Below are 18,068 nucleotides of genomic sequence, written 5' to 3'. Positions count from 1 at the left end.
CATGAGACGGAGCTGAGGATGCTGCGCAACGGAGGCAAGGAACTCGTGGGCTCGGTAGTGCCCGACGTCGTCATCCATACGGGCAATCCTCTCCAGGCACAGAGGGTTTATGACTTCAAGTTCCCGTGCCCCGAGAGGAACAACCCTCAATGGAGAGACTACCCTTCAGGCAACTCCCTCCAGGTCCTGAACCAGGGGGCCGCATACGAGAAGGTACTCAGAGCATCCTCTGCTCGAGTGACTCCCAAGGGCGTGTTCAGATGAGCAAGCGATATCCAAGCATTCGGGTCCACGTCCAAGGCCAGGATGTGCCAGTCCCGAACAGTCTCGTCCTTCGATTCTTCATGCATCGATCTCACCAGGAGTTCGCGCCCGGCGTGCTATGCGCACTGGACACGTACACGAAGGCAGCAGGCCCTGATGCACTCGCCTGGTATCCGGGACTGGAGGGCAATTGGCAAAAACTCGACGCGAATGCGTGGGAGCGCTTCCGGCAAGACCTGCTCAAGCACCACTCCTTCTTTGCCACCCTGGTGGACCGTCCAGATGACGTCGGGAGCCTCCGGTTCGAGTACTGCGGGATATCGAAGGAAGAGCCAGGTCTGCTTGACGACCCGAGACTCGCGAGTGTCGCCACATTCGTGCTCCCGGTGGAGTTCCTGGAGCAGCGAGGACCAGGACAGGTGCGCGAACTGGCCTTGCAGGTGGCTTCGCACCTTCCCTTCCACTCGGGCTACGCAAGCCTTTCATTCAACCTGTTCGCTCAATCCGCAGATGTCTCTCGACAGCTTTACAAACACTGCTTCCGTTACCCGGGAATGGACATGCTCGAGAGCAGGGCTTCCTGGGATATTGGCACGCGGGTCCCCGGTGCGTACTGGCTCACCTTCCTGAGCAATCCCGTCCTGGGTGAACTGGGTGGCGCGGAAGGTCTTCGGGCTCGATTGGCTTCGCCAGGTACGACTGTCCAGCAACTCGCTGATGACCGCGCAGTGGTGACACTCGGGCAGTGGCCGGAGGCCGGCGACCTGGAGGCTGGCAAGGACCTCCCCGCCTACCGCGAGCTGGCCCATGTCCTGGAGCCCTGGCTCTACCACTGCAATCCGCAGGACTTCGTCCACTACGACTTCTCTTCGGCGGACAGGCTCCGCTGGGAGCGCCGCTTCCTCGACTGACTCCGCGCGGCAGCTCACGGCACTTCGATGCCCTCGATGGTCACGGGCCTGCCGCCGCCCTCGTCCCATAGCTTGAGGGTATAGCGCCCCCGCGGAAGCGTTTTCGCCTGCTCCCCGGGAATCACGATGATGCGGTCCTCCTTGAACCGGAGAGGTTCCTGCTGCCACGGACGAAGAACCTTCACGATGTGGCCCCGAGCATCCACGAGTGAGGCCCCCGCCGCCGTCCAGTCCGGCCCTGGCTCCCACATCTCCAGGGACACCCGAAGTCCAGCCCACGTTTCGGCCAGGGTGACGACGTCCGTGAAAAAAACAGAGAGCGGTGCCGGACTCTCCACCCGTTGGTAGGACACCCTCCTCAACTGGAAGACATCCGACCCTCTCATTGAGGCCACCAGCGCTTCAATCCCCCCTGTGGGAGCCCGGGTCAACCGCAGCCTGTCGACTTCACGCTGGAGCCGTAGTCCCCCCGCTCTCAGTTCCTCGACTTCCTGTCGGTAGGACTCCGCAGAGCGCGGCTGGCGGTAGACCTCGACCTGACGCTCCACATGAGAGGCATCCACCACCAGCATGACGGCGGCACGCTCTGGAGCCGCATCATCATGGAAACGGACTTCCAGCCGCAGCCGCTCCCCATGCCGAAAGGTCCCCGAGGGGATGAGCGCGAGGTGGTCATCCGCGATTCCGACCCGCTGGAAGCGCTCGCGTCCCTCCAGCACCACATACTCGGGTGCGATCCGCGAATCGAAGAACACTGTCGTGGACAGTCCCGGACCGATGCGAACTTCGGGCAGCGAAGAAGACGGGGCAGCACGCAGCTCGATACGGCGAACCCCAGACGTGAGAGCTGAAACCTCCGAGTCAGCGGCCCAGGCCCCTGACGCCAGCAGCAGTCCCCATGTCAGCAAGGCGAAGGGAGGCGAGACAGACAAGATGGGGACCTCTCATAAGGAGCACATCCATGGCGCATCGGGCTCGTAGCGCCCATCACCTGAGTCTTCCGAAATAGAAGGACGTCGCCAGGTCGACTCGAGGAGACATCATCGGCCTTTCAGGAGTACTGCCCTTGGCAAAGGGGACCCCCAGGGTTTCCCTGTTTGGGTCCTCCACGAGGTTAGCGCAGATGGGGAGGCGCCTGCCGTCAGGCATCACCAGTTCGGTCACCCAGGCATAGACGCGGTCCTTCCCTCGGAAGAGCTCGCCGTGGAAGACGGACCCCTTCGGGATATCCACATGTGGAATATCTTGAATCACATGGACGGTGACCGGTCCATCCGGCGGCACCGGAATCGGAGCCTTGTTACGATCCGCCAACAACGAGAGATCTTGAATGCTGCTGATGAGCCGGGGGGGCGCCAGCCCCAGCTCCCGCATGATCGGCAGGCGCTCCTCGGGGCACGGCATCTCGGGAGGCCCGGTGCGAACCTGGGGGCCTCCAGCACAAGCCGTTGCGATGCAGGCCACAGCGGTTGCCTTGGCCAGGGTGCTGCGCGCCGACGGTCGCTTCGACGGGGGAGGCGCGACTGCGGCCCTCTCGGCAGCGCCCGTCGTCGGCGCTGAGGCCTGCAGGCCCGCCTCCAGGGCAGCCCCCGCATCGGGGACAGATGGCACGACCGCGAGAACTGACGCATCGGGAGAACTCGGAGCACGGCTCGTCACAGCGGAACTTCCTTTCTCGGAAGAGGGAGGTTGCATGGGCGCCGTCGCCCCCTCCGGCGACGGCGCAGAACGGGTCAGCCCGAAGGCCACGAAGCCCAGGACCATCAGCACGCCCACCCCGAGTCCCACGACGGCACCGCGGCTCATTCGCCGCGAAGGCGCCGCAACGGATGCGGGAGACTCCTCTCCCCCCCCCCTGGGCAGCACGGACGCTGGCGCCGCGTCTCCGCGCCCCTGAAGCGGCGTGGAGGCGAAGGTCTCCAGCGGATCCACGGTGACTGGCGACGAAGGCTCCCGCGCGCTCGTGAGCCCCGCGGCATGTCCGGACTCCACGAGCGCGTCGGACTCCGGCGGCTTCAACGTGTCCGGCGGCGCACGCACCAACTCCGGCACCATCCGCACGCGCGGCGTGTCCTCACTCGCCCCCTGCGCCTCGACCTCGGGAGGCCGGTCCAGCGATACCCTCCACGCGGGCTGGCGCTTCTCCTTCGCCACGTCCCAGAGCGCCTGGAGCAGCGCCTCCGTGTTCGGATAGCGGTCATCAGGGTGCTTCGCCAGCAAGCGCATGGCGACGTCGCCCAGGGCTCGTGGCACCTTCGGATTCACGACGTGTGGCGCCCGCGGCGTCACCGTCTCAATCGCCGGCAGCAGCCGGTCATACGGAAGCTTCGGATCGAACGCGTAGCCATCCGTGAGCGCCTCGTACAGCAGCGCGCCCAGGGCGTAGAGGTCCCCCGGGACGCCCGCGTCGAAGTACGCCCCCCGCTGCCAGGCCCCCTCTCGCAGGAAGGCCACGCACTCGGGAGGCAGCAGGTGGGGCGAGGCCGGAGCCACCCCCACCGTCAGCGCCGTCGCCCCCGGCACCCGTACCGTGCCCAGGTCGATGAGGAACGGCCGCTCGTCCTCGCGGCGGATGAGCAGGTTGTCGCCCTTCAGGTCGCGGTGGTGCATCCCGCGCCGGTGCAGGTCCGCCACCACGCGCACCACCTCCGTGAACACGGAGAGCAGGTGCGCCGCCGTGGGCTTCACCCGCCAGCGCCACTCATGGAACGTCTCACCGTCGATGTAGTCGGTGACGAAGTACAGGTAGCCGTCGGGCGGCTCAGGCCACCGGTCCACCGCGTGGAGCCGAGGGAGGTTCGGGTGCGGCGCGCAGGCCAGCAGCGCGGCCACCTCGTGCGCCAGCCGCCCGTTGACGTCCTCCTCCTCCGCCGCGTGCGGCCCGGCAGGACGGAGCGCCATCTTCAGCGAGTAGAAGCGCCCTCCCCGCTCCACCTTGAAGACCCGGCCAAAGCCTCCCGCCCCCAGTGACGCCACCACGCGCCACGGCCCCACCTCGCTGTCCGGCACCAGCTGGTCCGGGTGGAACGGCGGAGACCTCACGTCCACGCCTCCTGGACCGACACCACCTGGCAGGTCGGTCCCTCTCGCACCACCGCCAAGGACTCCCACCCCGCGCGCGAGTCACGGCGCGACGGCACGGCCGTCACCGGCGTGAGGAGCACGAGAGGACTCGGAACCACCCAGGGCGCGGGGCTGGACAAGGGCAACCTCCGAGGTTGACTCTACCCATTCTCGCGGGTCTGTCACTAATCTTCCCACCCGCGAGGTGGGTGCCCCGTCTCAGTCCGACCCGACGTCCCCCGTCGGCTCCTCCGCGTCCTCCCGGGCCACGTCCCGCGCGGCCTTCGCCCAGCGGCCCCTCAGCCGGGCCTCGGCGGCCAGGGCCTCGTCCCAGGAGGGGCCGTCCGGAAGCAGCCGGGGCGCGTGCTCCAGGACGAGCCGCTCCAGCGCGAGCTCCTCGCACAGCCGCCGCAGTCCCATGGCGTCCAGCCCGCTCGCGGCCAGGACCGCCTCGCGCCGCTCCGGTGCCACGCCGCGCTGCTCCCACCACGCGGCCTCTTCCTCCGCCACCTCGTCGGCGGTGACGGTCAACCCCAACGTCCGCGCCCAGCCCGCGAGCAGCGCCCTGCGCAGGCCCGCTTCGGCCAGCTCGACGGCATCCGGGGCCTCGCGCAGCGCATCCAGCACCCGCCCCGAGGACACCTCACCTCCCCGGACCCGGGTCACGTCGTCCACCAGCCGCCGGCGGCGCACCAGTGACGAGGGCGACTGCCGCGCCCCCACCAGCATGGGCGCTCCCGAGGCCACCAGCTCCGCCGCGGCCTGGAGGCAGGCGATGGCGTCCAGCCGCTTCAGGTCCTCCGCGCCTCGCGGGAACCACGCTTCCCAGGCGGCGCGCACGGACTCGGACCAGCGTGGGCGCACCTGCTCCAGCAACCGGGGCCACGTGCGCTCCTGGTAGAACAGCGCCTCCGCCGCTTCGACCAGCATCCTCGCGGCGTCGCGGCCGAGGACCCGGGCGGCCCTCGCGCACTCGGCCACGTGCCGCACGTTGACGAGCGGAACCGTGAGCGGCCGCCACCCGTGCTCCGCGTCGGCGTGCAGCAGCGCCACCTCCGAGTCGTCCACCACCACCCCGTCCCGGTACCACCCGAAGATGCGCCCCACGCCCACCATGCCGTGCGGTGCCAGCTCCGCCGCGCGCAGCGCGCCCATGCTCGCCCCGCCGAAGACGGCCACGCCCGCCTCCAGCGCCGCCAGCACCTCGTGATGCCACACCGACGGCTGCGCCTCGAAGACGCCGTCCACCAGGGCGATGGCCCGGGGTCGCAGGCTCAGCGCCCGCCATACGTCGCCCTGACGCGCGGGAGGCAGCACGGTACACGGCGCCAGCCGCCGCGCTTCGTCCGCAGACAGCGAGGGGCCCAGGAAGACCACCAGCTCATCCGCTCGCCGGCTCATGAGTGCTCCGAGATGCACATTCGCTTCATCACCACCACCCTCGCCTCCTTCGCGGGCATTGGCGGGCCCGGGAGGCGCCTCCGCGCGTCCGCTCGCTGCCTCATAGAAGCTCCGAGATGCGCATCCCCGGCACCACCACACGCCTCACGTGCAGGCCCGCCACGGGCGAGTCCAGCTCCACCGCCGCCACCCTCGCGAAGCCGGCGCGCTTCATCAACTCCAGCACGTGCCGCACCCTCCGCCCGGCCGGAGCCCGGGCCCGCGCGCCCAGGTCGGGCATGTCCTCGGCCCGGCGTCTCGGCCGTACGTGGGCACACGCCTCGGCGAAGCCCCGCGCGGCCTCACGGTCCGCCGAGGCCACGTCCTCTCGCGCACCGTGGATGTCCGTCAGCCGCGACTGCGCCGCCTCCAGCAGGGCCTTCAGCAGCGCCTCGTCCCGCCCCATGGCGCACGCATAACCCGCGGTGAGCGGCACCGGCCCTTCCTCCAGGTCCACCAGCACCGCCGCGCCCACCGGCAGCCCCACCGTGCCCGGTGCACGAAGGGAGGGCGTGGCATCGAAGAGGTACACGCCGAAGCCCCGCTCCCGCAGCCGGCCCGCAAGCTCCGCCGTGCGAGGCGCCCCGCTCGCAAGCTCCGTCGGCCGCAGCAGGCGCCGCCGCACCACCTCCTCCGTCCACCCCTCCGGCAGCGCCCGCGCGAGCTGGTCCCGCTCCGTGGCCTCCAGCAGCGCGTGAAGCAGGGCCTGGCTCGCATCCGGATGCGCTCCGGAGCCATTGCTCGTCCACGCCGCGGCCACGGGGCCCAGCGAAGGGCCCCCCGGCGGCGGGACGTGGATTCCCTGGGCCGGCACCCACACCGGCCGTCCCGAGTGCAGCTCCGTGGCCTCGCGCCACGCGCAGCGCACCCCGTCTCCCCACAAGCGCGGCTCCACGAGCGCACCCGCCGAGCCGAGCGACTCCGCGCCCCAGAAGGAGCCCGACCGGCCGTCCAGCTCGGCCCGGGAGCCCCATGACAGCCGGCCCGGCACCACCGTCTCCGCCGCCCATAGCTCGGCCGTCTCCAGCAGCGCGCCCCACAAGGCGTCGGAGTACGTCAGGCCCTTGCCATTGCACACCTGCAGGACGTGGCCTCCGGGCCTCACGGCGCACGCCACCTCCACACCCGTCCGGTCCAGTCCCGTGACACGCGCCACCCGCGTCACGCCCATCGCCCGGGCCAGGCGGGTGGGAAACTCCTTCGAGGAAAAGACGTCCCTGGTAGGCCTCACGGGCGCGGACCTTATCTCGAAACCGGCGCGCGTACCGGTGTGGATGGAGTGCTCACACCACGGGCTTGCGCCACGAGCGGGACAGGTGCGGGGCATCACTCTCCCGGGCGAAGCGACGCGCCAGCTCGCCCGTCCCGCCAAGCCTCGTCCATCCGCCGCAGGCGGGCGAGGTGCCGCTGGTCGGATGAAGATTCCTCACTCGCCGCTGGGTTGGGGCCGGTGACATCCACGAACCGAGTGCCCGTGATGCCCGCCTGCTCCAAGGCATCCTTGATGTCTTCGGACACGATGAAGGCACTTCACGACGCGCATGGCTGGCACTTCGGAACGAGGCAACCCGGGCAGCGGGTTCTCTTCAAAACATGGTAGGGGTGGGCCGCCCCCGGCCCATCAGGAAGGGACCCACCGGAATGCCAGCCGTCGGAGACCCCGCTCCGGACTTCACCGCCACCGACTGCCGGGGCGCTCCCCTGCGGCTGTCCTCCCTGCGCGGCCGGCGCGTGGTGCTGTTCTTCTTCCCCAAGGCCTTCACCATCGGCTGCACCATCGAGAACCGGGCGTTCCGCGACAACCACCTGCTCGTGAAGGAGCTGGGCGCGGAGCTGGTCGGCGTGTCGGTGGACACGCAGCGCACGCAGTGCGAGTTCGCCGAGAAGGAGGACATCCACTTCCCCCTCCTCGGCGACGAGAGCCGCGACATCAGCCGCGCCTATGCCGCGCTCTGGCCCGTGCTCAACGTGGACCGGCGCATCACCTTCATCATCGACCCGCACGGCCGCATCGAGCACATCATCCGCCACGAGGTGCGCGTGTACCGGCACCTGGACGACGTGCTCCGCTACCTGCGCGCCAATCCGCTGCCCGCCTCACCCGCCTGAGGGCCGGAGGCCACGCGCCTCACTTCCAGTCGAAGTGGTATTCACAGTGCGGCCCGCCCCGGGCGCGACACACGGGGTGCGCGGCGCTCACCGCGCGGCCACCCGACAGCTCGATGGCCCGCTCGTGCCAGCCGATGATGGTCAGGCAGTCCGTCTCGGTGACGTTCTCCGCGCCGAAGGTGCGCAGCACGGCGGCGTTGGGTCCCTTCTGCTCGTAGGTGCGCGAGCCCACCGCGTAATAGAAACGGTAGATCTGCGGCGCCTGGCTCAGCAGGAACTGCGGGTCCCCGGGACGGACGAAGACGTGCTGCGCGCCGTGGAGCGCCTCCTCGGCGGAAGCCCGGCCCATGTCGATGAAGGCCCGCCGCTTGTCCTCCGGCGACATCACCTCCGCGATGGCCGTGTCCAGCCGCAGGTTGAGCTCCAGCGGATACCAGGCGATGGGGAGGATCATCTTCCGCAAGAGCGCCTGGTCCTCCGGCGGAAGCCGCCGCAGCACCTCGTCCACCCGCGACTGCCCGCCGTGGTGGCGCAGCATGTTCAGCCGGGAGATGAGCACTCCACCCTTGATGCGAGAGCTAGAGCCTTCCGTCACCATGCCCCGTCCCTGGTGTCAGCAATGCGCTCATTGTGTCAGTGGCGACACCAGGGCAGCAATCGCGGCGGCTGCCTCCTTGTCCTCCAACATGCTGGATTTCCTGCGCAATCTGTAAACTCGGGGACAAAACCGCCCTGTAAATAACCTTTCGGCGGTCTGGGGGTTGGAGGAGTCGTGGGTACCGGGGACACAGGTGGACGGGTGGTGGCGATGCCCTCGCGCGTCGCCCGGCCGGGACTGGCGCGGGCGACGGACGAGGAGTTGTGCCGCGCCTTCCTGGACGGAGAGCCGGCGGCCTTCGAGACGCTGGTGACGAGGCACCGCTCGCTCGTCTTCTCGCTGGTGCGGCGCTACGTGTCTCGCCCGGAGGACGCGGCGGACCTGGTACAGGCGGCCTTCCTGCGAGCGCTGGAGGCGTCACGCCGTGTGTTCTCGCGCTTCACGCCCGCGGGGCCCGCGCCCTTCCGGGCCTGGCTGGTGCGCGTTGCCCTCAACCTGGCGAAGAACCACGCGCGGCAGGGACAGCGGTGGCGGCCGGTGCTGGTGCAGACGGGCACGGAGGCCACGGCGGCGGACCCGGCGGAGTCGGCGCAGGAAGGGCTGGAGCGGAGCGAGCAGCAGCGGCAGGTGCGTGAAGCGGTGCTCGCCCTCCCCCGGCGCCAGCGCGAGGTGCTGACGCTCCGGGTGGACGGCGGGCTGTCGTTCAAGGACATCGCCCAGACGCTGGGCATCACGGAGAACAACGCGAAGGTGCAGTTCCACCACGCGGTGAAGCGGTTGAAGGCGCAGGTGGGCGCGCCCGAGGAGAAGAGCTGATGGCCGCGTGCCCTGAATACGAGGTGCTGCTGGACCTGCACGCCACCGGCGCCCTGGAGAACGAGGAGGCCGCCCGGGTGGGCCAGCACGTGAAGACGTGCGACGGGTGCCGCGAGGCGCTCGCGTCGACGGTGGACGTGCTCGCGCTCGCGGAGCTTCCCCCGCTCACCTCGGAGGAGAAGGCCGTGGTGCAGGAGCTGCCCCAGCGCACGCTGGCGGCCTGGCGGTGGGACTCGCGGCACCGGGGGCTGGGGCTGCGGACGCTCGGCGCGCTGATGGCGGTGGCGGCGGCAACCCTGCTGCTGCTGGTGCCGGCCCTCTTCTGGAGCACTGGCGACGAGAATGGCCCCGTGGAGCCCACGGCCAAGGCCGCCGCCGAGGCGGAGGTGGACGCGGAGACGATGGCCGCCATCGAGGCCTGGGCCGGCCTGGAGCCGCTCGACGAGGATTGGGGCGCGCTGGAGGAAGGCGACGCACTGGAAGACGAGGACCCGGACCTCGACCTGGGAGAGACGCTGTGAGGACGATGAGGCGGACGCGGATGGCGGCGCTGGTGCTGGCGCTGCTGCCCCTGGTGGCGGGAGCGCAGCCCCCGCGGGAGGAGCGCGGGGAAGCCCGCGACGTGGAGCGCATGGAGCGCCGGGAGCAGCGGCAGCGGCTGCGGCAGGTGCTGGCGCTGTCCGCCGCGCTGGAGCTGGACAACGCGCAGGCGCTGAAGATGGAGCAGACGCTGCGCGCCTTCGACGAGAAGCGCCGTCCCCTGCGCGAGCAGGTGCGGGAGGCCGCGCGCATCCTCCATCTGGCGGCCCGGGGTGACAGCACGGCCCTGCCGCACGTGGACGCGGCCGCCCAGCGCGCCTTCGAGGCGCGAGAGCGCATCGCGGTGCTCGACAAGGAGATGTACCAGGCGCTCGCCAGGGAGCTGCCTCCGGAGAAGCGGGCGAAGCTGGCGCTCACCCTGGCGCGCACCGAGGGGAAGATGAGGCTCAAGTGGAAGCGGCACGGCGAGCAGGAGACACCGGCCGCCGGGGACTGACGCCGGGCCTCATCGGCCTCGAGAGCAGTCGAAGCCCCGAAGTGGGCCGGGTAGATTCACCGCCCCACTTCCCAAGGAGATGCCCGTGCGGACGTTGCTCCGACTCACTCCCCCGCTCCTGGCCCTGCTGCTCGCCGCCTGCGGGCACATCGACGTGAAGACCCAGCACGACGCCAGCGCCGCACGGGCCGCGGGTGGCTACCGCACCTATGCCTGGAAGCCCCCGTCGCCGGGCGAGGAGCAGCACGCCTTCAGTCCCGGCACCCGCGTGAGTGTCGAGAAGTCGGTCGACGCGTACCTCCAGTCCCGCGGCTACCAGCGGGTCGAGGCCAGCGCCACCCCGGACTTCCTCATCCGCTGGGGCGGTGCCCTCACGGGCACGGTGATTCGCATGGAGGGCCTCAGCCAGGGTCCCCGGGACCCGCCGATGGACCCGATGGACCCCCGGCGCCGCACGTCCGAGGGCCTCTACACCGCCCCCACCACGAGGCCCCGTCCAGTCGACACCGAGGTCCCCAAGGGCGTGCTCGACCTCGACATCCTGGATGCCGGCACGAGGAGGCCCGTGTGGCATGGCCGGGCCCAGGGAGAGCTGTCGGAAGGGGCCAAGGAGGGTGACGTACAGGTCTGGCTGGACAAGGCCGCCTCGAAGCTGCTCGCGGACTTCCCGCCCGAGGCCGGGAAGCACTGACGCCGTCCGCGGCCTCCCTCAGTGCGCGGGCTGCTCGGGAAGCGTGGCCCCTTCCGGGGCGCGGCTCGCGGCCGCATGCTCGGGCAGGTACAGGGGCCGCTCCAGCCGCGCACGGTCCCACCCGCCCAGGTCCGCGCACGCCTCGTAGGTGCTCTGCAGGAAGTCGAGCAGGGACGACCTCGGGTCCCCGGACCGCCGGACCTCGTCGTAGGCCAGCAGGTACTCCTTGAAGCCCGAATCGTACCGGGCCCCGCCGGGACGGACGCTCGCGGCCGGGAAGCCCTCCGGCTCCGGGGCGGCGTAGCAGTAGTAGGCGGCGCCCTTCGCCTCCGGGGTGCCGGGCCAGAAGCCGGCGCTGCAGACCTCCTCGCAGTACGCCTCGCGGGTGATGAGGTCCGCCCCGGGGCGCTCCGGCGCGGAGCGGCCGGAGAAGCGCGTCACCGCCAGGTCGAAGCTCCCCCAGAAGAAATGGACCGGGCTGCACTTGCCGGTGAAGCGCGCCCGGAACTCCTCCAGCACGAGCGACGACTGCAGCAGGGCCCGCCACCAGCGCTGGACGTACTCCGGCTGGTAGGTGGCGTGGTGCCTGTCCTCGCTGAAGCGGGTGGTGTCGTCGGGAATCTCCACCGGCGTGTCCCAGATGCGCACCTCGACACCGAGCGAGCGCAGCGTCGCCATGACGTCCCGGTAGAACTCCGCCACGGGCCGGGACTCCAGCCCGAGCACGCGCGTGTCTCCCTGGCTCGTCCGGAAGAGCAGCTCGTGCGCGAGGAAGTCGAAGTCCACCTCGAAACCGCCATTCCCGTAGGGAATGAGCCCCGTCGTCAGCCCCCGCGCCGTCACCCGGAACGCCACGTTCCACCAGTGGTTCTCCGTGGGAGTGAGCGCGAGCTTCACCTTCCCTAGAATCTGCGTGTACCGGTGCAGCGTGGCGTAGCTGTCCCTCCACGCTTCCAGAGGCAACTCCGGCCACGCCTCCTTCAGCGTGTCCACGTCGGGTGTCGAAGCGAAGGCCATGCTGCCTCTCCCCACAGGCCAGGTCCGCCTTGAGGATGGGCCCGTGCCCACGCCCGTGCCATGCGGCCCGCGCGGGCCGCATGCCATGAAGACGGGGGGCGGAGCGTCAGGCCCCGCGAATCCCCTCGAAGTACGGGGGGCGCGGCCAGCGATTGCCCCCTCGCCGCCCCGGGGACGGCTACTTCTGCGCGAGCGCGCTGTCGATGGCCGCCTTGAGCTCGGCGCTGTCCGGCGTCACCGCGCTGGGGAAGGCGGCCTTCACCTGGCCGTCCTTGCCCACCACGTACTTGTGGAAGTTCCACTTGGGCGCGGGGTGGTCCTTCGACAGGAAGGCGTAGACGGGGGACTGGCCCTCGCCCTTCGTCTTCACCTTCTCGAACATGGGGAAGGTCACCTTGTAGCGGAGCTCGCAGAACTTCTTGATCTCCTCCGCGCTGCCCGGCTCCTGGCCCCCGAAGTCGTTGGAGGGGAAGCCCGCCACGACGACGCCCTTGTCCTTGTACTCCTGGTAGAGCTTCTCCAGGCCCGCGTACTGCGGCGTGTAGCCACACTCGGACGCGGTGTTCACCACGAGGACCACCTTGCCCTGGTAGCCGGACAGCTTCTCGGGCTTGCCGTCGAGGCGGTTGGCGGACAGGTCATGGAAGGACATGGATTTCTTTTCCGTGGAAGACTTCGAGGGCTGGGTGTCCGCGGCGAGCGCCGGGGTGACGGCGAGCGCCGCGGCAACGGTCAGGGAGTGGAGGGTTCGCATACCGCCGCAAGGATGCCGGACGCCCCCGCGCGTTTCACGCCCTTCTCGCCGAGGCCCGGGGCCGTGTGTCGTCACCGGAAAAGAATGACTTGAGCACCCGGCCGGTGGGTGTCTTCAGCTTCGCCACCTCCCGGGGCGTGCCCGCTCCGACGATGTAGCCGCCCTGCTCGCCGCCCTCGGGGCCCAGTTCCACCACGTGGTCCGCCGCGCCGATGACGGACGGGTGGTGCTCGATGACCACCAGCGTGTCGCCACGGTCCACCAGCCGGCCCATGAAGGTGATGAGCTTCTCCACGTCGCCCAGGTGCAGGCCCGTGGTGGGCTCGTCGAGCACGTACAGCGTGGGCTCGTGCCGCGCGGTGGCCGTCAGCTCGGCGGCCAGCTTCAGCCGCTGCGCCTCGCCGCCGGACAGGGTGTTGGAGCCCTGGCCGAGCTGCAGGTACCCCACGCCCAGGTCGGCCAGGCACGCCAGCGGCGCGGCCACGCGGGGCAGCGCGCGGAAGACGTCCTTCGCCTCGTCCGCGGACAGCCGCAGCACGTCGCCGATGGTGAGCCCGTTGTAGCGGACCTCCAGCGTGGCCGCGTCGAAGCGCGCGCCGTTGCACGCCTCACACGGCGTCACCACGTCCGGGAGGAAGGACATCTCGTGGGAGATGGAGCCCTGCCCCTCGCACACGGTGCAGCGGCCGCCGCTGGCCGTGTTGAAGGAGAAGCGCGCCGCCGTGAAGCCGCGAATCTTCGCCTCGGGCGTGGCCGCGAACACGCGGCGCAGCTCGTCCCAGATGCCCAGGAAGGTGGCCGGCACCGAGCGCGGCGTGCGCCCGATGGGCGACTGGTCCACCGACAACACCCGCTTCAGCGACTCCACCCCGTGCAGCGCGTCGAAGGCGCCCGGCTTCACCGTCACGAGTTCCAGCGCCTCGCGCAGCGCCGGGTACAGCACCTGCCGCACCAGCGTGCTCTTCCCGGAGCCGGACACGCCGGACACGACGTTGAGCCGTCCCACCGGCAGCCGCAGGTCCACGCGCTTCAGGTTGTTGGCGCGCGCGCCCTTCAGCTCAATCCACTGCTTCGGCTCGCCCCGTCCGGACGGAGGCCGCACCTGCGCGCCTTGCAGCGCCCGGGCCGTGGGGGAGTCCCCCTCCAGGACGACGTCCGGCGGCCCCTCCGCGAGGATGTGTCCGCCGCCCCGCCCACCCGTGGGGCCCAAATCCAGCAGGTGGTCCGCCGCGCGGATGGTGTCCGAGTCGTGCTCCACCACCAGCACCGTGGAGCCCGTGGCCACCAGGGCGCGGAGGTTGTCCAGCAGCCGGTGCGTGTCGCGCGGGTGCAGGCCGATGGTGGGCTCGTCCAGGACGTACATCGCCCCGGTGAGGCCCGCGCCCAGCTGCGCGGACAGCCGCAACCGCTGCATCTCCCCGCCCGACAACGAGGCCGCGTTGCGATCCAACGACAGGTAGCCCAGGCCCACGCGCTCCAGGAACTCCAGGCGCCGCAGCAACTCCTGGCGGGACGGCTCGCCAATCAGCGCCCTGTCGCCCTTGAACTTCCACGCGCGCACGCGCTCCAGCGCCGCGGCCACGGACTGCTGTACCACCTCGTGGTAGCGCGCGGACTCCAGCCGCACGCCGCGCGGAATGGGGGCCAGCCGGCTGCCCTCGCACGTCTCGCAAGGTGCCACCTCGCCCTCGGCCATCGCCTCGGCGCCGCCCTCCACGCCGGTGCCCTCGCAGGACTCGCAGCGGCCCTGCTTCGTATTGAAGGAGAACCAGCGCGGGTCCAGCTCCGGCACGGCCGTGCCGCACTTCGGGCAGGTGCGCTCGGTGGACAGCAGCGTCTCACCCCTCCCTCCGCCCACCTTCAGCGCGCCCTGGCCCCAGCCCAGGGCCTTGTCGAACACGTCACGCGGCAGCTTCGCCAGCTTCCCCTCGTACATGACGAGGTCGATGTCGTGCTCACGCGTCTTGGCCAGCCTCGGCGGGTCGTCCGTGGAGGAGAGCTTCCCGTCGACAACCGCGGAGGTGATGCCCGCGCGCGCCGCGGCGGCGAAGACGTCCAGGTACGTGCCCTTGCGCGCGCGCACCGCCGGCGCCAGCACCGTGCCCTCCCCCTTCATGGCGGTGAGCTGCGCGTACAGCGCGTCCGGCGTGGTGGCGGCGATGGGCGAGTCGTCGTGAGGGCAGTGCGGCTCGCCCAGCTTCGCGAAGAGCAGCCGCAGGTAGTGGGCCACCTCGGTGACGGTGGCCACGGTGCTGGTGGCGCCCGCGCGCGAGGTGCGCTGCTCCAGCGCCACCGAGGGCGGCAGCGAGCCGATGCGCTCCACGTCCGGGCGCGGCATGGTGGGGAGGAACTGGCGCGCGTACGGGCTCAGCGTCTCCAGGAAGCGCCGCTGCCCCTCCGCGAACACCACGTCGAACACCAGCGAGCTCTTGCCCGAGCCGCTCGGGCCCGTCACGACGGTCATCTTCCCCAGGGGAATCCGGCAGGAAATCTCCTTCAGGTTGTGCTCGCGCGCGTGGTCCACCTCGATGGCGGGCACCGCGTCCTTCCCCGGCCGGCGAAGCTTCATCGAGCGCCCCAGCGGCCGGTGCTCGCCCCGCAGCGCCTTCGCGGTGGCGCCTTCCGCGCGCGCCACGTCGGCGGGAGTGCCCTCCGCCACCAGCCGGCCACCGTCGCGCCCGCCCACCGGCCCCAGGTCGATGACCCAGTCCGAGCCCTTCATCACCGACACGTCGTGGTCCACGACGATGACGCTCGCGCCCCGCTCCACCAGCTCGTGCAGCGCGGCAATCACATGGCGCACGTCCTCGGCGTGCAGGCCGGCGCTGGGCTCGTCGATGAGGAAGAGCGTGCCCTTCGCCTCGCTGGCCAGGGCACGCGCCAGCTTCAGGCGCTGCGCCTCGCCGCCCGACAGCGTGGACAGCGGCTGTCCCAGCGGCAGGTAGCCCAGGCCCAGCCGCGCCACCGGCCCCAGCGTGCGCCGCAGGGCCGCGTCGTCACCGAAGTGCCGCAGCACCTCCTCCACCGTGAGCTCCAGCACCTGCGCCACGCTGAAGCCCTGGTGGCGGACGGCGAGCACCTCCTCCTTGAAGCGCCGGCCCCGGCACGCCGCGCACAGCAGCGCCACGTCCGCGAGGAACTGCATCTCCACCGTCTCGTAGCCCTCGCCCGAGCACGCCTCGCACCGGCCCTTGTCCACGTTGAAGGAGAAGTGCGCCGCGGTGAGGCCGCGCACCTCGGCGTCGGGCTCGGCGGCGAAGCGCTCGCGCAGCCGGTCCCACGCCTTGGTGTACGTGGCCGCGTTACCACGAGACGTGCGCCCCAGCGGGGACTGGTCCACGAAGGTGACGGACTCCACCGCCTCCAGTCCCTCCACCGCGTCCACCGCGCCGGGGGCCTCCACGTCCTTCACGCCCAGCCGCCGCGCCACGTGCCGGTAGAGCACCTCGTCCATCAGCGTGCTCTTGCCCGAGCCGCTGGGGCCCGTAATCGCGCACAGCACGCCCAGCGGCACGCGCACGGACAGCTCCTTCAGGTTGTGCTCGCGGGCGCCCCGCACCACCAGCTCGCCGGTGCGCTGGCGCGGCGTGCGCGGGGACTCGCCGCCTCCGGCCAGCATCCGGCCGGTGGGCAGGTCCGCCTTCTTCGCCAGCGCCTCGGGCGTGCCGTCGAAGCACAGCTTCCCGCCGTGCTTCCCCGCCCCGGGGCCCAGCTCCAGCACGCGGTGCGCGGAGCGGATGACCAGCGGGTCATGCTCGATGACGAGCGCGATGTTGCCCCGCTCCGCCAGCTCGGCGATGGCCTCCGTCAGCGGCGGCACGTCGCCCGGGTGCAGGCCCACGGTGGGCTCGTCCAGCACGAAGAGCGCGCCGGTGAGGGACGTGCCCAGCGCCGCGGTGAGGGACACGCGCTGCGCCTCGCCGCCGGACAGCGTGCGGGCGGGCCTGTCCAACGTGAGGTAGCCCAGGCCCACCCGCTGCAGGTAGCGCAGGCGGCCCGCCAGCTCGCGACGGGCCAGGTCGCCCTGCCCCGTCGTGGTGCGCAGCGCCTCCAGCCGCGCCAGCGCGTCCGTCAGCTCCAGCCCGTGCCACGAGGGAAGGTCCAGCCCGCCCACGCGGTACGCGCGCGCCTGCTCGTTGAGCCGCGCGCCCCCGCAGCTCTCGCACAGGGTGTAGGCGCGGTAGCGCGCCAGCAGCACGCGCACGTGCATCTTGTACGTGCGCCCCTCCATCCACCGGAACCACGCACGCACGCCCGGGTAGGCCCGCCCGTCGTGGTAGTCCCCCTCGCCTTCCAGCACCAGCTCCCGCTGCTCCGGCGTCAGCGACGCCCACGGCGCCTCCCAGGGAATCCCCCGCGCCCGGCACCAGCGCTGGAGCATGTTCCGCTCCCACGTCGTGGACTGGCCGGACCAGGGACGGATGGCCCCCTTCGACAGGCTCAGCGTGGGGTTGGGAATCACCTTGTCCCAGTCGATGCCGATGGTGCGGCCGAAGCCGCGGCACGGGGCGCACGCGCCCACCGGCGACTGGTAGCTGAAGAGGCCGGGCCGCGCGGGCTCGAACTCCTTCGCGCACTTCGGACACACCAGCCCCCTGCGCAGCCGCACCGGCGCCACGCCCGGCACGAAGGCCAGGGCCTCGCCATCCGCGCGCGCCCACGCGTCCTCCAGCGCCTGCGTCACGCGCGACAGCTGCGCGTCCGCCAGCTTCACCCGGTCCACCACCACCCGCGCCACGCCGGCCGGGTCCGTGGCCTCGGAGGGCTTCAGCGACTCCAGCTCCTTCACCTCGCCCTGCACCACCAGCCGGTGGTAGCCGTCCTTCAACAGCCGCGCCCGCGCGTCCAGGAACGCCGCTGTGTCGGGAATGCGCAGCGGGAAGGTGAGGACGGCCTGCGCGTCCGGGTGCTCGCGGATGACGGCCGCCGCCGCCACGCGCGCGTCCGTGCGCACCGCCTCCACGCCGCACGTGCCGCACACCGGCACCGCCTCGCGCGTGAAGAGGGCGGAGAGGTACGGCTCCACGTCCGCCAGCGTGGCCACCGTCGAGCGCGAGCTCTTCACCGGGGCCCGCCGGTCCACCGCCACGCCGGCCGCCACCGGCTCGAGCGCGTCCATGGGCGGCCGCTCCAGCCGCTCGAGGAACTGCCGGGCATACGGGCTGAAGCTCTCCACGAAGCGCCGCTGCCCCTCCGCATACAGCGTGTCCAGCGCCAGGCTGGATTTCCCCGACCCCGACACCCCGGTGATGCAGACGAACTCCCCTTCCGCGAGGTCGACGGAGAGGTCCTTCAGGTTGTGCGTGCGGGCGCCTACGAGGTGCGTCTTGTGCATGGAGGTCGCAGGTTTAACGACCAGACACTTCGGC

The 18,068-nt window shown here is 71.0% G+C and carries 14 protein-coding genes and 1 pseudogene; 7 read left to right on the top strand and 8 right to left on the bottom strand.

Going from position 1 to position 18,068, the window contains the following annotated elements:
• Positions 1-264 (top strand): annotated as a pseudogene (locus K8638_RS36955) (hypothetical protein); the annotation flags it as partial.
• Between the two features lie 80 nt (positions 265-344).
• Positions 345-1,175, top strand: a complete 831-nt coding sequence (locus K8638_RS36950) for a type VI immunity family protein (protein ID WP_223759427.1) — start codon at positions 345-347, stop codon at positions 1,173-1,175.
• Positions 1,176-1,189: 14 nt separating this feature from the next.
• On the opposite strand, the gene K8638_RS36945 is transcribed toward K8638_RS36950, so the two are convergent.
• The 4 genes from K8638_RS36945 to K8638_RS36930 form a co-directional block, all read right to left on the bottom strand.
• The gene (locus K8638_RS36945; RefSeq protein ID WP_223759430.1) at positions 1,190-2,083 is read right to left on the bottom strand and encodes a DUF2381 family protein; all 894 of its coding nucleotides are present in this window, start codon (positions 2,081-2,083) and stop codon (positions 1,190-1,192) included.
• Positions 2,084-2,162: 79 nt separating this feature from the next.
• Complete coding sequence (locus K8638_RS36940) at positions 2,163-4,217, bottom strand: protein kinase (RefSeq protein WP_223759426.1); 2,055 nt, start codon at positions 4,215-4,217, stop codon at positions 2,163-2,165.
• Positions 4,218-4,457: 240 nt separating this feature from the next.
• Entirely contained in the window at positions 4,458-5,639 is a 1,182-nt protein-coding gene (locus tag K8638_RS36935) for a TfuA-like protein (RefSeq protein ID WP_223759425.1), read from the bottom strand.
• A 100-nt stretch (positions 5,640-5,739) separates the two neighbouring features.
• On the bottom strand, positions 5,740-6,909 hold the full coding sequence (locus K8638_RS36930; RefSeq protein ID WP_223759424.1) for a YcaO-like family protein: 1,170 nt from the start codon (positions 6,907-6,909) through the stop codon (positions 5,740-5,742).
• A gap of 410 nt (positions 6,910-7,319) precedes the next feature.
• Between K8638_RS36930 and K8638_RS36925 the strand changes: the two genes are divergently transcribed.
• Positions 7,320-7,787 (top strand): peroxiredoxin, encoded by a 468-nt coding sequence (locus tag K8638_RS36925; protein WP_223759423.1) that lies wholly within the window; start codon positions 7,320-7,322, stop codon positions 7,785-7,787.
• A gap of 19 nt (positions 7,788-7,806) precedes the next feature.
• On the opposite strand, the gene K8638_RS36920 is transcribed toward K8638_RS36925, so the two are convergent.
• Positions 7,807-8,385, bottom strand: a complete 579-nt coding sequence (locus tag K8638_RS36920; RefSeq protein WP_223759422.1) for a TIGR02265 family protein — start codon at positions 8,383-8,385, stop codon at positions 7,807-7,809.
• A 210-nt stretch (positions 8,386-8,595) separates the two neighbouring features.
• Between K8638_RS36920 and K8638_RS36915 the strand changes: the two genes are divergently transcribed.
• The 4 genes from K8638_RS36915 (at position 8,596) to K8638_RS36900 (ending at position 10,928) form a co-directional block, all read left to right on the top strand.
• Positions 8,596-9,201: an RNA polymerase sigma factor gene (locus tag K8638_RS36915; RefSeq protein ID WP_225937900.1), complete on the top strand. Its 606-nt coding sequence runs from the start codon at positions 8,596-8,598 to the stop codon at positions 9,199-9,201.
• Positions 9,201-9,722: a zf-HC2 domain-containing protein gene (locus tag K8638_RS36910; protein ID WP_223759420.1), complete on the top strand. Its 522-nt coding sequence runs from the start codon at positions 9,201-9,203 to the stop codon at positions 9,720-9,722. Before K8638_RS36915 ends, K8638_RS36910 begins: the two co-directional genes overlap by 1 nt.
• Positions 9,719-10,237 (top strand): hypothetical protein, encoded by a 519-nt coding sequence (locus K8638_RS36905; protein WP_223759419.1) that lies wholly within the window; start codon positions 9,719-9,721, stop codon positions 10,235-10,237. The genes K8638_RS36910 and K8638_RS36905 overlap by 4 nt, the downstream gene beginning before the upstream one ends.
• A gap of 85 nt (positions 10,238-10,322) precedes the next feature.
• Positions 10,323-10,928, top strand: a complete 606-nt coding sequence (locus K8638_RS36900; RefSeq protein WP_223759418.1) for a DUF4136 domain-containing protein — start codon at positions 10,323-10,325, stop codon at positions 10,926-10,928.
• Positions 10,929-10,946: 18 nt separating this feature from the next.
• Here the strand turns inward: K8638_RS36900 and K8638_RS36895 are convergent, their stop codons facing one another.
• From K8638_RS36895 to uvrA, 3 genes are all read right to left on the bottom strand, one after another.
• Entirely contained in the window at positions 10,947-11,945 is a 999-nt protein-coding gene (locus K8638_RS36895; protein ID WP_223759417.1) for a DUF5996 family protein, read from the bottom strand.
• Between the two features lie 178 nt (positions 11,946-12,123).
• Positions 12,124-12,699, bottom strand: coding sequence for a glutathione peroxidase (locus tag K8638_RS36890; RefSeq protein ID WP_223759416.1), 576 nt, complete (start codon positions 12,697-12,699; stop codon positions 12,124-12,126).
• Between the two features lie 34 nt (positions 12,700-12,733).
• The gene (uvrA, locus tag K8638_RS36885; protein ID WP_223759415.1) at positions 12,734-18,034 is read right to left on the bottom strand and encodes an excinuclease ABC subunit UvrA; all 5,301 of its coding nucleotides are present in this window, start codon (positions 18,032-18,034) and stop codon (positions 12,734-12,736) included.
• Positions 18,035-18,068 lie beyond the last annotated feature (34 nt).

This window comes from Myxococcus sp. RHSTA-1-4, from assembly GCF_020037125.1.
Classification (GTDB): domain Bacteria; phylum Myxococcota; class Myxococcia; order Myxococcales; family Myxococcaceae; genus Myxococcus.
The sequence above is the reverse complement of the archived record's forward strand: the minus strand, read 5'-3'. Positions and strand labels throughout refer to the sequence as shown.

What these genes read in the sequence shown, in the direction of transcription:
- K8638_RS36950 (WP_223759427.1), top strand. Translation starts at nt 345, where the DNA reads ATGCATCGATCTCACCAGGAGTTCGCGCCCGGCGTGCTATGCGCACTG.
- K8638_RS36935 (WP_223759425.1), bottom strand. Translation starts at nt 5,639, where the DNA reads ATGAGCCGGCGAGCGGATGAGCTGGTGGTCTTCCTGGGCCCCTCGCTG.
- K8638_RS36925 (WP_223759423.1), top strand. Translation starts at nt 7,320, where the DNA reads ATGCCAGCCGTCGGAGACCCCGCTCCGGACTTCACCGCCACCGACTGC.
- K8638_RS36920 (WP_223759422.1), bottom strand. Translation starts at nt 8,385, where the DNA reads ATGGTGACGGAAGGCTCTAGCTCTCGCATCAAGGGTGGAGTGCTCATC.
- K8638_RS36915 (WP_225937900.1), top strand. Translation starts at nt 8,596, where the DNA reads ATGCCCTCGCGCGTCGCCCGGCCGGGACTGGCGCGGGCGACGGACGAG.
- K8638_RS36910 (WP_223759420.1), top strand. Translation starts at nt 9,201, where the DNA reads ATGGCCGCGTGCCCTGAATACGAGGTGCTGCTGGACCTGCACGCCACC.
- K8638_RS36895 (WP_223759417.1), bottom strand. Translation starts at nt 11,945, where the DNA reads ATGGCCTTCGCTTCGACACCCGACGTGGACACGCTGAAGGAGGCGTGG.
- K8638_RS36890 (WP_223759416.1), bottom strand. Translation starts at nt 12,699, where the DNA reads ATGCGAACCCTCCACTCCCTGACCGTTGCCGCGGCGCTCGCCGTCACC.
- uvrA (WP_223759415.1), bottom strand. Translation starts at nt 18,034, where the DNA reads ATGCACAAGACGCACCTCGTAGGCGCCCGCACGCACAACCTGAAGGAC.